Below are 14,819 nucleotides of genomic sequence, written 5' to 3' on the forward strand. Positions count from 1 at the left end.
CGGCGAAGGGCAAGGTGCAGGTGCAGGCGCAGAGCGACGCTATGGAGCTGACGGCGGATAAGGATGTGACCATTACCTCCTGCAAAGAAAGGATTGTGGTCAACGCCAAGCAGGAAATCCTGCTGACCAGCGGCGGTGCTTATATCCGGCTGAAAGGCGGCAATATCGAAATCCATTGCCCAGGGACGGTAACGGTGAAAGGGGCGAGCCACAATCTGAGCGGGCCGGATAGCATGCATATAAGCAGCCCTCTACTCCCACAAAGCGAATATCAAAACAAGCATAGTTTGCGTTTCTCTATCGCCCACTCTGATGAACTCATGAAAGACATGGGCTTGGTTGGTAAAAAGTTCCAGATAACTAATGAATTAGGAAATGTCCTTTCATCTGGCACAGTCCCGAAAGATGGGCGCCTACCGAGAATAATGACAGATGAGAAATCACATCTCACACTGACTATCGGCGAAAAAAAATGGCATGAGCAAGAAGTCCCATATCCAAAAAATGATGATATCTCTGAAGAACTTGCTAATTATGACGATGATGAGACGGAAGAAAATATCGGAATAGAAAATATGCCGTACATGACACAAACAAACGAAAACAGCATACCAATATTACCCAAAGAAATAATTAAAAAAATTATTAACTCCTGAGTTACTACAAAGAGAGATAAAAAATGCAAAAATGGAAGCACGCCGATTACGACTGTGAAGTTAAAGCCGCCACCTATACTGACGACAAAGGCAATTATCTCATTCGCACTGGAGGCAGTCTCCCTTGGAGGCTTAATAACCCTGGAAATTTACGCCCAAGGATGACATCCTCAGGAAAACCGGCCCCAAAAATTGTTAAATCTCACATTGGCTTTGCCAAAACCAAGAATGAAAAAAATGAAGATTGTTATTTTTTAATATTCCCAGACTATGAAACTGGGGAGAATGAACTAAGGGCAAGCCTAAAAAGAAAATACTCAGAGAAGACTATCAAAGAAGCAATCGCCACTTATGCTCCAAAAAAGGAAAACAACACAGAGACTTATATTGAAAAGGTAGAGAAAATATCTGGACTCAGTAGAAACTCCACAATTAGCAAGCTCAACGAAACTGAATTTGATCGCCTTGTGAAAGCCATAATAAAAATAGAAGGATATAACGACTCATCCAAAGAACCGCGAGTAGAAAAGCAGATAAAGGGAACATCCATCACCCTAACTGATGGAGCCGCCCCTATAACAAATCAAGAAATTACATTACGACAAGATGGGAAAGACTCAAAGCTGGAGAGCAATCATGCAGGAGAGTTGCCAACCATAATTCATCTACCTGGCATCACACATATTGAGTTATTGATAAAAAATATAGAAGGGCATTTAGAAGAAGTCTGCAAAATTCCCAAAGAAAAATTTGGAAAGAATTTATTATTAATCTTCGACTCGCTAATAGCAAAAGCAAGTACCAACACACACACACCAAAAAATAATGAAGCAAAAAAAGAAAGAAAGAACATCCTATATACAATATCCCCCGGAGACACTCTATTCAAAATAGCAAAAAAATTCAAAACAACCGTAGAGAAAATCCAATCAGATAACAACATAAAAGAAAAAGCAAAAATCTATCCCGGACAAAAAATAACCATTTGCAATACAAATACAAATACAAATACAAATACAAATACAAATACAAAAAAAAATGACAACCCCAAAAAATCAAACGACCCAGAATTAAACAATAAAAATACACAAAAAAATGAAACCCATACCGAAAAGAACAGAAGTAAAAGTGGAGCTGGCTCGCCCATTGCCACAATAGACCCAATACAGAAAATTGCGCCTTGGATGGCAGTTGCAATAGATGAGGGAAAAAACGCTGGCGGAAAGAATGAAGGTAGTATTGATCATAATTATCACAAGCTAATCGGAATGCACGGATCACTCAATTCAACCCCATGGTGTGCTGCATTCGTAAGTTTTTGCCTAAACAAAGTCGGCGCCTCAAGCGTAAAATCTCAAAGCTCACAATACCCAGTAAACTCTAAAAATTTTATTAAAATTGACAAGCCAGTATACGGGGCAATTATGGTAAATTCTGAATACATAACAGAAACAAATCAGTATACCGGACATGGCCATGTAACTTTTGTTTACGGTAAAACAAAGAGTGGGGAAATCATCGGCCTTGGAGGAAATCAACATGATCAATTACGCTTTAGCAGCTATCCAGCCGATTTTTTCATAGGAAAAAAAATCACCAAAGCAAAGAATGAAAATGGTGAAGAAATTAAAAAAACCATAACCAAACATCAAAAAAGAAGGGGGTATTACATACCTATATCTTACTTGGATTTTTACAATAAAAATCCTAGCGAAATCGACACTTTCGACCCAGATGAGTTAAATAAAGAACTATTTGGATTCGATAGTAAGAAATCATCAAAAAGCAGAAAGACAACTTAAATGAGAAAAACCAAAATACTAAGTCTTGCATTAATTTTACTCGGAATGACTACCGCAGAGATCGTATTCGCCGGCAGTCGGGAGTCATATTTTATATTAACCGCAGCATCCAACGCGGAGTCTGCTGACTATGCATACAAAAGTCTCGATCAATTCTTCAACAAAGAACTTGATAGCAAATATTATCAATGCGGAGAGAAAGACACCTATCCGAAAGAGTTGGATTTTGACAAAGTCTTTTTAAAAAAAATGCCTGCCCAACTCAAGAAAATTGACATAAACCATTTGGAAAAACCATCGGAATCAAAGAAATTACGGACTCTACTTAGAATTTATCATGATGCAGATGCCCCACAGGGGTTCGACATCTTCATCACTTACAAGAAAATTGGCGAGCGAATAGAGTTCACAGCCCTTGGCGCATCTGATCTAAGCATCAAGAAAGCTTACTCGGAAAACTCCTCACCCAAAGCAATAGCAAAACCACTTTGCAAAATAATAACCGAAACTGGTTTTTCAGATTACATAAAACCATAAAAGGCATAACACCAATAGAAAATACAACATCTTTGCCACAGGAAAATATACAACCACCACAAACTCCAAAACAACGAAACTATATCCAATTAATTGAACAATGCTTGAATCCCTCCTCCCCTATTACGAGCGCGAGCTAGGCCATCTGCGGGAATTGTCCGGCGAGTTTGCCCGCCGTTACCCGAAGATAGCCGGCCGGCTGCAGATGGAAGGCGACCAGTGCGCTGATCCGCATACCGAGCGGCTGATCGAATCGTTTGCGCTGCTGGCGGCCCGCATCCACAAAAAGCTGGATGATGAATATCCAGAAGTGGCGGAGAGCTTTCTCAATGTGCTCTATCCGCACTATCTGCAGCCCATTCCCGCCGCCACTATCGTGCAGCTGGAGTGCGACCCGGCACGGCCGGAGATTGCCCGCCGCTACCGCGTGGAGCGTGGCCAGATGGTGCAGGCACCGGCCATCAACGGCGTGGCTTGCAAATTCCGCAGTGCTTACCCGGTGGATCTGTATCCGCTGTCGCTGAGCGAGGCGCGGCTGGAGCTCACCAGCGGCTCGTCCTATCTGCGCCAGTTGGCGCCGGATGCAGCGGCGGTGCTGACGCTGGAGCTGAAAACGCACGGTGGTTTGCCGGTGAACGCCATTGGCCTGGAATCGCTGCGTTTTTTCCTGGATGGCGAACCGGCGCAAATGCACCTCCTGTATGAGTTGCTGTTGTCCGGCGCGCGACGGATACAGGTGGGCGACGGCAGCGAAGACCCGGCCCGCACGCGGCAATTGCCCGCCTCCTGCATTACGCCCGTGGGCTTTGGCCGCGACGAGGGCATGCTGGAATACGATGAACGCTCCTTTGTGGGCTATCGCTTGCTGACTGAATATTTCTGCTATCCGGACAAGTTCCTGTTTGTGGACTTCGGCCAACTGGACAAGGCTGCGGCGCGGCTGGACGGCGAGCGGCTGGTGCTGCGGGTGATGCTGGACAAATACCCCGACGGCGAGCGTTACAACCGTCTGCTGACCCAGTTGGGCGCACAGCATCTGAAACTGGGCTGCACGCCGGTGGTGAATCTGTTCCGTCACGCTGCCGAACCCATACGCGTTACCCACCAGAAGTCTTCTTATGCAGTAACGCCGGACGGTCGCAAACAGCACGCCTACGAGGTGGTGCAGATTCGTCGCGTGCAGCGGGTGGAGAAATCCAGCGACGGCGAGCGCAGCGAGGAAGTGCCGCCTTTCTACGCCATCCGCCACGCCGGCGAAGACAAGACGCCGCGCTTTTACTGGCATGCCAGCCGGCGGGATTCGCCGCATCAGGGCGACAAGGGCAGCGATCTGGAAATCCATCTGGTGGATCTGGCCTTCCACCCGGTACGGCCCGCAGCCGAGGTGCTGAGCCTGGAGTTGCTGTGCAGCAACCGCGACCTGCCGGAGCAGATTCCTTTCGGCGGCAGTCAGGCGTCGGCGCGCACCGACTTCACCATCCCCGGCCACGCGGTGGTGAAGCGGGTGCGGCTGCTGCGCAAGCCGGGCGCCACTCAGCGCAGCCCGCTGGGCCGCGCCGTGCAATGGCGTTTGATTTCCCACTTGTCGCTCAATTATCTGTCCATCGTTGATTCCGGCGTGGAAGCGCTGCAAGAAATGCTGGCGCTGTACAACCTCACCGATTCCGCCGTCAACGCGCGCCAGATCCAGGGCATCTCCTCGGTGGCCAGCGGCCCGTCGGTCACCCGCGTGGCCGGACGCGACTTCACCGGCTTTGTGCGCGGCAGCGACATCCGCCTCAAGCTGGATGCGGATTACTACGTGGGCGGCAGCGTGTATCTGTTTGCGTCCGTGCTGGAACGCTTCTTTGCGCTGTACTGCGCGCCCAACAGTTTTACCCGCCTGATCGTGGAAAACGTTCAGGACAGCGAGGAGGTGCTGACATGGCCAGCCCGAGCCGGCGAAGCCCTCGTGATTTGAGGCAGGAACTGGCGGCGGACGCCAGCCAGTTCGGTTTTTTCCAGGCGGTGCGCCTGCTGACGCTGTCCGGCCGCAAGCGCCCGGGCCCCAGACGGCGGCTGCCGGCCGATTTGCGTTTTCGCACGCTGGCCACGCTGTCGTTTCCGCCCAGCGAGCTGGCCGCTTATCAGCCCGCGCCGGATGCGGAACACAGCGTGGCCGAAGCGCCGGCGACGGCGGAGATGGTCATCAGTTTCATGGGGCTTACCGGCCCCAGCGGCGCGCTGCCCACCGCGTATACCGAGTTGCTGCTGGAGCGCAAGCTGCGCCACCGCGACAGCTCCATGCACGCCTTTTTCGATATTTTCAGCCATCGGGCCACTGCCTTGTTTTACGAGGCCTGGAGCAAGTACCGCTTTTGGCTGGATGTGGAGGCCGGCGAGCGCGACGGCTTTACCCGCCACTTGCTGGATCTGGGCGGCACCGGTCTTGGCACGCTGCGCCGGCAGATTGGCGACCGGATGGACATGGATGAAAACCTGTTCGTCTACTTCGCCGGCTTGCTCAGCCAGAAACCCATGTCGGCGCAATCGCTGGCCACGCTGATCGAGAGCTTTTTCGGCGTATCCGCCCGCATCGAACAGTTTGTCGGCCAGTGGATGCCCCTGCCGGAGAGCGAACAGAGCCGGCTGGGCGGACAAGCTTGCGAACTGGGCGTATCGCTGCTGGCGGGCAGCCGGGTCTGGGACCGCCAGACCAAGCTGCGCCTGCGGCTGGGCAGCATGGACGCCCGTCGCTACGACGCATTGCAACCGGGCGGGGACGCCGCCGCCGCCCTGCGCGCCGTGCTGCAATTCGCCCTGGGCCACAACCTGGCGGTGGATGTCTGCCTGGTACTGGAAAAAGACGCCGTGCCGCCGGCCAACATGACGCCGGACAATCCCTTGCGCTTGGGGGGCAACTGCTGGCTCGGCGCGCAACGGCGCGACCCGGACGACATGCGCTACGCCTTGCTGCACTGAGCGTAGCGCCTTGAACGAATCTTGATTTCAAATACTGGAAACCCACATGTCGGTATCACTCAAATCCCTGATCGAACGCCTTACCCCCGCCGCGCGTCAGGCGCTGGAACAAGCCGCCAGCCGCGCGCTGGGTCGCACCCACTTTGAAGTGGAAATCGAACACGTGCTGCTGGCCCTGCTGGACCAGCAAGACAATGCCGCATTGGCCGCGCTGCTAGCGCTGGGCGTGCCCGCAGACAAACTGGGCCGCGAGCTGGACGCCGCGCAGGACAGCTTCCGCACCGGCAACACCCGCAACCCGGTGTTGTCCGCCTGGTTGCCGCGCTGGCTGGAAAAAGCTTGGCTGCTGGCCAGCATGGAACACGGCGAAGCCGACATCTCCACCCTGGACCTGCTGCTGGCGCTATGGCGCGACGACGCTCTGCGCAACGCGGTGCAATCTAGCTCTCGCAGCCTGGCCGCACAGGATGGCGCGGCGCTGCAAGGCGCGTATCGCGAGCTGCGTCGCCACGGCGGCGAGGGCAGCGCGTCTCCCGCTGCCCGCCAGGAGCAGGGCGTAGACGAGACGGAGCCCGACACCGATACGCCCGCGCCGCGCCAGACCGGCCGCGGAAGTCCGGCGCTGGACAAATACACGGTGGATCTCACCGCCCAGGCCCGTGCCGGCAAGATCGATCCCATCCTTGGCCGCGACAGCGAAATCCGCCAGATGATCGACATCCTCATGCGCCGCCGGCAAAACAACCCCATCCTCACCGGCGAACCCGGCGTGGGTAAAACCGCCGTGGTAGAAGGGCTGGCGCGCAAGATCGTGCTGGGCGAAGTGCCGGAAACCCTGCTGGGCGTCACCCTGCGCACGCTGGATCTGGGCCTGCTGCAAGCCGGCGCCAGCGTGAAGGGCGAATTCGAAAACCGCCTGCGACAGGTGATCGACGAGGTGAAAGCTAGCCCGGTGCCCATCATCCTGTTCATCGATGAAGCGCACACGCTGATCGGCGCCGGCGGCGCAGCCGGCCAGAACGACGCCGCAAACCTGCTGAAACCGGCGCTGGCGCGCGGCGAACTGCGCACCATCGCCGCCACCACTTGGGCCGAGTACAAGAAGTACTTCGAAAAAGACGCCGCCCTGGCACGCCGCTTCCAGGTAGTGAAAGTGGAAGAGCCCGCCCCCGATATCGCAGTTCAGATGGTGCGCGGCCTAACCGAAGCCATGCGCCTTCATCACAAGGTGGACATCCTCGACGAAGCCATCAGCGCCGCCGTGCACCTGTCCAGTCGCTACATCACCGGTCGCCAGTTGCCGGACAAGGCCATCAGCGTGCTGGACACCGCCTGCGCCCGCGTGGCCCTGTCCCGCGCCGGCAAGCCCGGCCCGGTGGAAGACACGCAGGTGCTGATCGACAATACTGAGCGCGAAATCGACGCGCTGTCCCGCGAAGAAGGCCACACCGAACGCATTGCCGAGCTCAGCGCCCGTTTGAGCGAGCTGCGCGCAGACCTCGAAACCCTGCACGCGGCCTGGCAGGTGCAACAACAACTGGTGGACGACATCGAGCAGCTGAAACAACAAACCGGCGCGCCGCGCCCGGCAGGCAAAAAGCCCAGCCTGCTGATGCAAAAACGGCAAGAGCTGCGCAAGCTGCAAAAAACCCAGCCGCTGGCCTTTGAGTGCGTGGACGAAAGCGTGATCGCCGACGTCATCGCCGGCTGGACCGGCATCCCGCTGGGCCGCATGGTGAGCAACGAGCTGGAACAAGTGCAAAAACTGGGCGCACTGTTGGCCGAACGCGTGATCGGCCAGGACCATGCGCTGGCGCAGATTGCCGAGCGGGTACAGATCGCCAAGGCCAACCTGGAAGACCCCGGCAAACCCAAGGGCGTGTTCCTGCTGGTAGGCCCCTCCGGCGTGGGCAAGACCGAAACCGCGCTGGCGCTGGCCGAGGCGCTTTATGGCGGCGAGCGCAATCTGGTCACCATCAATATGTCCGAATACCAGGAAGCCCACAGCGTGTCAGGTCTCAAGGGCTCCCCGCCCGGCTATGTGGGCTACGGCGAAGGCGGCGTGCTGACCGAGGCCGTGCGCCGCCGTCCTTATTCGGTAGTACTGCTGGACGAGGTGGAAAAAGCGCATCCGGACGTGATGGAGCTATTCTTCCAGGTGTTCGACAAGGGCGTGCTGGAAGACAGCGAAGGCCGCGAAGTTGACTTCAAGAACACCATCATCCTGCTCACCTCCAACGCCGGCACCGATCTCCTGATGCGGGCCTGCGAACACGGCGTGACTGTAGAGGGCGAAACCCGCGCCCCCAGCGCTGCCGACCTGGTGGAAATCCTGCGCCCCACCCTGCAGCAAACCTTCAAACCCGCGCTCTTGGGCCGGCTGGACATCGTGCCCTACTTCCCCATCAGCGACGAAGTGCTGCACGCCATCGTCGCCCTCAAGCTGGGCCGCATCCGCAATCGCATCGCCGACAACCACGGCGCCAAGGTGGAGTTTCCGGACACGCTGGTCGCCACGCTGGCCGCCCGCTGCATGGATGTGGACAGCGGCGCGCGCAACGCCGACGCCATCCTCACCCGCACCCTGCTGGCACCGATCTCCTGCGATCTTCTCAGTCGCATGGCCAGCGGCAAACCGGTGAAAAAAATCGCCGTCACCCTCAAGGGCGACGACATCAAGGTTCGCCTGAGCTGAGGACGACAACGCCATGTGGAGATTGCTCGCACTGTTAGGCGGCTTCACTGTCGGCTGGTGGAGCCTGCTGTGGCTGGTGCTGCCGGTCAGCTGGCAGCGCATCAGCCCCTCGGCCATGCTCTTGCTGCACATCGTGCCGCCAGTGGCTTTGACGCTGACGCTACGCTGGTGGAACGCCCGCAAAGAGAAAAAAGCCGAAGCCGAGCGTCAGCAGGCGGAAGCCGCCGCCGAAGCCGAACGCGTCGCCGCGCGCGAAGAAGCCCGCCGCCGCCACAACACCGCGCTGGAAGAACGCCGGCAAAGCATCGCCTGCCACTGGTTGCGCTGCACCGCACTGCCGGTGAGCGACGAGCCGGCATGGTTGGCCGAAACGGATGAAAACTGCCAGTGGCTGCCGCTGGAGCGCGACCAGCTCGAAGACGACGAGCTGCTTGCCGCACTGGCCGAGCCGCAACGCGAAGCGCTGGAAGCGCTGTACCTGAGCGCGCCTGGCGCAGCCTGGCTGCCGGTGTATACCGAGGTAATTCCCACCCAGTCCGGCATCGAGCAACTGGCCGCGCTGAAATCCGTACAACAAGAGGCCGCCGAGCTGGCGCTGGACAGCGCCGGGCCTGCGGTAGAGTGCCGCTTCCTGCCCGGTCACGGCGATGTGGCGGAACGCGCCCGTCAGGCGCTGCTGCAAATGCCGGACTGCCCGGGTTTGGTGGTGCTGGCGGCCGACGCGCCTGCGTTGCCGCTGGAGGACGAAGACGATTTCGACGCCGAGCCCGACCCGGACCTCGCCTGGCGCGGCAAGCCCGGCCTCGCGGTAGCTTGCCTGCTCTTCCTGCGCAATGGGCTGCCCTGCGAAGACATCGCCGCGCACACCCTGCCCGATGACGCGCAAGATCCCTACCAGCCCTACTGGGAAAAACCCCTCGCGCCGCACAGCGCCGACTGGGGCCCGGTACCGCCCAGCCGCCAGCCCTCACTGGCAGCCTTGCCGGTGCTGGCGGAGCTGAGCCAGCCGGTACAGGGCCCGGCTTCTTCCACCCGCGCCATGCAACTGAGCCGGCAACTGCAACCCATGCTGGACAACGCCTTGGTGAACGCCGCGCTGCTGGACTACCCCTTCAGCGAAGAAGACGCCCAGCCCGACGCCAACCGCGCCGCCAGCCTGGCCTGGCTGGTGCACAACAGCGGCGACGTGCAAGTAGGCGGCGCTCGCCTATCGGCGCTGTCCGGCGCGCTCAGCCGCCATCAGACCGAAATCCACCCCATCGACCAAGCCAGCAACACCGTGCGCGAATGGGGCGACAACGGCGCCGCGGGCCCGGCGCTGCTGACCGCGCTGGCCGTGACTCGCAGCCATGCGCTGGCCGCACCGGTGCTGCTGGCGCAATTCGGCCACGAAGACGCCGCCCTCTGCGTGGCGCGGCCCCCTCTGGAGGAGATGTCATCATGAAACGCGTCATTCGTCTGGGCGATCCCACGGACCACGGCGGCCACGTCGTCAGCGCCGCCGCCAGCACATCCTTGTTCGGCAAACAGGTGGCTTGCCTCGGCGACGCCGTCACCTGCCCACAGCAAGGCCACAGCAATTGCACCATCGTCGAAGGCGACGGCAACTGGCTGGTGGGCGGCAAACCCGTTGCACTGGAAGGCCACAAAACCAGCTGCGGCGCCGTTCTGATTTCCACCCTGCCCGAAGTGGGCAAGGGCTGACCTTTCCGGAAGAAACATGCAAGACACCATCGAAGCCCTGCTCGCGCCCGTGGCGGAGCATCAGCCCGCCGGCGAAGATCTCGCCTACTCCGCGCTGTTTGACCAGATTCGCGAAGCGCGCCGCAGCGACGACCCCGGCCTGTCGCAAGGCGATTGGGAGCAAACCCTCAAAACCGCCGAATGGCCGCGCGTCATCCGCCTGTGCGAAGCCGCCTTCACCGAGCAAAGCAAAGACCTGCAGCTTCTGGTCTGGTTGGCCGAAGCCTGGGTGCGCCAGCATGGCGTGGCCAGACTGGGCGACGGTTTGGCCCTGCTCAACGGCTGGATAGAACGCTACTGGGAAAGCGGCTATCCCGAACTGGACGAACAGGACCCCGACGAGCGCGTCGGCAAACTGGAATGGCTCAACCAGCAACTGGCCGCCGCCGTCCGCGCCGCGCCGCTGCTGAAACCCGAATTTGGCGGCTACAGCTGGCAGGCCTGGCAGGAATCGCGCGAGGTAGACAACCTCGGCCTGAAAGACCCCGCCGCGCGCGAAGCCGCCCTTGCCGAGGGCAAGCTGGCCGGCGAAACCTTTGAAAAAGCCGCCGCCCAGTCCGGCGCCAACTGGTTCTCCGGCCTGCACGACCAACTGGTACATGCGCTGGCCCAGTATGAAAAGCTGGAACAGCAAACGGACGCCCGCCTGGCCGCGCACGCGCCCAGCCTGGTGGAAATCCGCAACGCCATCTACGCTTGCCAGGATCTGGTGCTGCGTTACCGCAAACAGAACGGCGGCCCCGCCGTCCCCGCCCCGGCCGCCGCGCCGGAAGGAAAACCCGCCATGACGCACACCGCCAGCGCCGCGCCGGCGTACGGCAGCGCGCCCGCCGCCGTTTTCGACGGACAAATCCGTTCTCGCGAACAAGCCGTGCAGATGCTGGGCGAAGTGGCGCGCTATTTCCGCGCCAACGAACCGCACAGCCCGGTGTCCTTGCTCGCCGAGCGCGCCGCGCGCTGGGCGGAAATGAGCTTGGAAGAATGGCTGCAGCACGTCATCAAGGACGACTCCACCTTGGGTCAGCTGCAAGAGCTGCTGGACGTGCGCCGCCAGGAAAACTGACGCGCCCGCGCGACAAGGCCCGTCCGGCAGGGCCTTGGCGTCGTCCATGATGGAGTCGGCCACGCGCTGCTGATATGCTGCCGGTATCACAAGAACGGCGCTGGCCGTCCCACACCACAGGGAGGTGGTATGAAGGCAATCAAAGCTATCGGTGCCGTTGCGGCGCTGGGCGTCGCCGGATGGTGTCTCATCGCCCCCGGCGTGGTCGGTTTCCGCTACGAAGACAAGATGCGCGCCGATTTCGCCAAACTGGCCGACGGCCCCGCCGGGCCGCTGCTGACGCTGGAACAATTCGATCGCGGCTGGTTTGTGTCCACCGCCCGCGCGCGCCTGAAACTGCCGCAGACCGGCAAGACACAAAGCTATGAGCTGGCTTACAAGATCAACCAGTTCGCCATCCCCTTCTCACGCTGGTCGCGCACCGATATCACCATCACCCCGCTGACCCCTGAAGGCCAGCCCGCCGGCGCGCCGCTGCCGCTTACCGCCACCACCTTGCGCGGCATGGACGGCGTCAATCGCACCCATCTGTCCGGCCACGATGTCGCCTTTGGCGACTCAGGCTCCGGGCAATTGGGCTTCAGCATCGAAGGCGATGTCAGCACCGCGGAAAACCAGCCCGTCAGCTACGATCTGACCCTGCCGGCCTTGAACTATCAGTTTGCCGCCGGCGGCAAAAACGGCGGTGTCGCAATGCGGCTGAGCAATCTCAAGATCTCGGGCGCCATTGCGCCGGACACGCAGAACGCGGACGCCCCCTGGGCCTCGCAACTGAAACAGCAATTCGATGGCCTGGACGTGCTGATGGGCGCCACGCCCATGGTCCATGCCGGACCCGGCAGCCTAGACATTGCCGTCCAGGATCAGGGTGCCAATGTGGGCATCAGCTACCGCACCCATCTGGCTGCGCTCAAGCTGACGCCGCCCAACGCCCAGCCGGTGGATCTGGACAATATCGACGCCGACTTCAGCTACACCAACCTCAGCAAGCATGCGCTGGTGGCCTGGCAAAAAGACGCTGCCGCGCTGAACACCCGCGCAGATTTGCAAAACAACCCCGCCGCCTTGCAAGACGCCTCCATGAAAATGGCGATGCAGCATGCCGGCGGCTTCCTGTCACAATCCCCCTCCTTCAGCCTGGATCGACTTGCCATCCATATGCCGCAAGGCGGATTCAATGGCAACTTCTCCATTGCTTTCGACGGTAAAGGCGTCCCCGCCACGGCCATATCCCCGCAATGGTTGGCCGAACAGGGCAAGAACCGGGTCACCATCAAGGCAGCGCTGAGCGTGGATCGGGCTCTGTTAGACAAGCTGGCTACCCTGTCAGGCACGCCGGAACAAGCTGCCCAGGCCCGCGCCATGTCGGAAAACATGCTCGCCCAATGGCAGAGTAAGGGCTGGATCAAAAACGACGGCAAGCAGATCAGCTCCAGTCTGGTGGTTACCGCTGCGGGGGTCACCGCCAATGGCCAGGCGCTATCGCTGCCCGCCATGATGCCAGGCGCGATGCCGCCAGCGGCGGCCGTCCCACCGACCCCGCCCGCCGCACCGGTTGCACCCCCGCCTTCGGCCAACCCTGCACCGCAAGCGGCCATCGCGCCGGCGGCTCCGCAAACGCCGCCGGCTCCGGTCAAACCCGCCGTCGCCTCCCTGCCGACCACGCCCCCCGGCCCCCCTGCTCCGGCAGAGGCGCAGCCCATCGACAAGCCCGCCGCCAAGTCCCGCCCGGCGCACAGCCTGCCCGGCCCGCAAGTGGACCTGCGCCGTTGCCTCGCACTCAGCAGCGACGCCGCCATCATGCGTTGCGCCAGCCGCTAAGCCGGCAGGCACGCCCAAAGCAAACAGCCCCCGTCCAGCACGCCGACGGGGGCTTTCTGTTAGCGACTGCAAACAAGACAAAACCCCGCAAACACTTGGTTTGCGGGGTTTTGTGTCTGGATTGCTTCGGTTTGGCGATCAGACGTTGAACAGGAAGTTCATGACGTCGCCGTCCTGCACCACATACTCCTTGCCTTCGGCGCGCATCTTGCCGGCTTCCTTGGCCTTCGCTTCGCCGCCCAGCTGGATGAAGTCGGTGTAAGCGATGGTTTGCGCGCGGATGAAGCCGCGTTCGAAGTCGGTGTGAATCACGCCCGCCGCTTGCGGTGCGGTATCACCCACGTGGATGGTCCAGGCGCGCACTTCCTTCACACCGGCGGTGAAGTAGGTTTGTAGACCCAGCAACTTATAACCGGCGCGGATCAGCCGATCCAGACCCGGCTCTTCCAGGCCGAGGGTTTCCAGGAATTCCGCCTTGTCGGCATCGTCCAGTTCGGCGATTTCAGACTCGATGGCGGCGCACAGCGCCACCACCGGCGCGCCTTCCTTGGCGGCGTACTCTTCCACGCGCGCCAAGAGCGGATTGTCGCTGAAACCGTCTTCCGCCACGTTGGCCACGTACATGGCCGGCTTGATGGTGAGCAGGCACAGCGGCTTGATCAACACCTTGTCCTCGTCGGACAGGCCCAGCGAGCGCGCCGGCTTGCCTTCGTTCAGGTGCGGCACCAGCTTTTCCAGCACGGCGATCAACGCGCGCGCGTCCTTGTCGCCGGCCTTGGCCTTCTTGCCTTCGCGGGCGATGGCTTTTTCCACGGCGGACAAGTCGGCCAGCGCCAGCTCGGTCAGGATGGTTTCGATGTCGGCCAGCGGGTCTACCTTGCCGGCAACGTGAACGATGTTCGGGTCTTCAAAACAACGCACCACATTGACGATGGCGTCGGTCTCGCGGATGTTGGCCAGAAACTGGTTGCCCAGGCCTTCACCCTTGGATGCGCCCGCCACCAGGCCGGCGATGTCGACGAACTCAACGATGGCCGGCTGGATTTTCTGCGGATTGATGATCTTGGCCAGCTCGGCCAGGCGCGGGTCCGGCACTTCCACGATGCCCACATTGGGCTCGATGGTGCAGAAGGGATAGTTGGCCGCTTCGATGCCGGCCTTGGTCAGGGCGTTGAACAGGGTGGACTTGCCAACATTGGGCAGGCCGACAATACCGCATTTCAGACTCATATTTTTTCCTTGCTAATTAATGATTTACGCCCCATAGGCGCACAAATAGCAATCCTACGAGTTCTGTTGGTGTACGTCAGCCACACCCCAACACTGCTGACCTAGATGCACGCAGATGGCGGAATTTTGCAAAATCTTTGCTGATGGCTGACTGAATTTAGCCATGATTGTATCACTGGACTGACCCGGCTCCGGTAGGCATTCCTGCCTTATGATTGGACTGACCCGGCTCCGGTAGGCATTCCTGCCTTATGATTGGACTGACCCGGCTCCGGTAGGCATTCCTGCCTTATGATTTGAGCATAGGAGGA

General features: G+C 59.3%; 11 protein-coding genes. 10 read left to right on the forward strand and 1 reads right to left on the reverse strand.

The genetic code is table 11. From position 1 onward, the window contains the following. The 10 genes from Q0P52_RS19185 to Q0P52_RS19230 form a co-directional block, all read left to right on the forward strand. Positions 1 to 656: DUF2345 domain-containing protein (locus Q0P52_RS19185; protein WP_293813833.1), on the forward strand; the 656-nt coding region annotated here is incomplete at its 5' end. Positions 657 to 679: 23 nt separating this feature from the next. Continuing rightward, positions 680 to 2,458, forward strand: a complete 1,779-nt coding sequence (locus Q0P52_RS19190; RefSeq protein WP_293813834.1) for a TIGR02594 family protein — start codon at positions 680 to 682, stop codon at positions 2,456 to 2,458. After that, on the forward strand, positions 2,459 to 2,995 hold the full coding sequence (locus Q0P52_RS19195) for a hypothetical protein (RefSeq protein ID WP_293766653.1): 537 nt from the start codon (positions 2,459 to 2,461) through the stop codon (positions 2,993 to 2,995). Positions 2,996 to 3,095: 100 nt separating this feature from the next. Further along, the gene (gene tssF / locus Q0P52_RS19200) at positions 3,096 to 4,955 is read left to right on the forward strand and encodes a type VI secretion system baseplate subunit TssF (protein WP_293766651.1); all 1,860 of its coding nucleotides are present in this window, start codon (positions 3,096 to 3,098) and stop codon (positions 4,953 to 4,955) included. Then, entirely contained in the window at positions 4,919 to 5,956 is a 1,038-nt protein-coding gene (gene tssG, locus Q0P52_RS19205) for a type VI secretion system baseplate subunit TssG (RefSeq protein WP_293766648.1), read from the forward strand. Before tssF ends, tssG begins: the two co-directional genes overlap by 37 nt. Positions 5,957 to 6,002: 46 nt before the next feature. Further along, positions 6,003 to 8,651 (forward strand): type VI secretion system ATPase TssH, encoded by a 2,649-nt coding sequence (gene tssH / locus Q0P52_RS19210; RefSeq protein ID WP_293766646.1) that lies wholly within the window; start codon positions 6,003 to 6,005, stop codon positions 8,649 to 8,651. Positions 8,652 to 8,664: 13 nt separating this feature from the next. Further along, entirely contained in the window at positions 8,665 to 10,095 is a 1,431-nt protein-coding gene (locus tag Q0P52_RS19215) for a hypothetical protein (RefSeq protein ID WP_293766644.1), read from the forward strand. Continuing rightward, positions 10,092 to 10,355: a PAAR domain-containing protein gene (locus Q0P52_RS19220; protein WP_293766643.1), complete on the forward strand. Its 264-nt coding sequence runs from the start codon at positions 10,092 to 10,094 to the stop codon at positions 10,353 to 10,355. Before Q0P52_RS19215 ends, Q0P52_RS19220 begins: the two co-directional genes overlap by 4 nt. A gap of 16 nt (positions 10,356 to 10,371) precedes the next feature. Continuing rightward, positions 10,372 to 11,457, forward strand: coding sequence for a type VI secretion system protein TssA (tssA, locus tag Q0P52_RS19225; RefSeq protein ID WP_293766641.1), 1,086 nt, complete (start codon positions 10,372 to 10,374; stop codon positions 11,455 to 11,457). Positions 11,458 to 11,586: 129 nt separating this feature from the next. Beyond that, positions 11,587 to 13,278 carry a DUF945 family protein gene (locus tag Q0P52_RS19230; protein WP_293766638.1) on the forward strand — a complete coding sequence of 564 codons (1,692 nt, stop codon included), beginning with the start codon at positions 11,587 to 11,589 and terminating at the stop codon, positions 13,276 to 13,278. Positions 13,279 to 13,416: 138 nt separating this feature from the next. On the opposite strand, the gene ychF is transcribed toward Q0P52_RS19230, so the two are convergent. Further along, positions 13,417 to 14,508 (reverse strand): redox-regulated ATPase YchF, encoded by a 1,092-nt coding sequence (ychF, locus tag Q0P52_RS19235; RefSeq protein WP_293766636.1) that lies wholly within the window; start codon positions 14,506 to 14,508, stop codon positions 13,417 to 13,419. Positions 14,509 to 14,819: the final 311 nt, after the last annotated feature.

The sequence above is a fragment of the uncultured Aquitalea sp. genome, from assembly GCF_945957525.1.
GTDB lineage: Bacteria > Pseudomonadota > Gammaproteobacteria > Burkholderiales > Chromobacteriaceae > Aquitalea.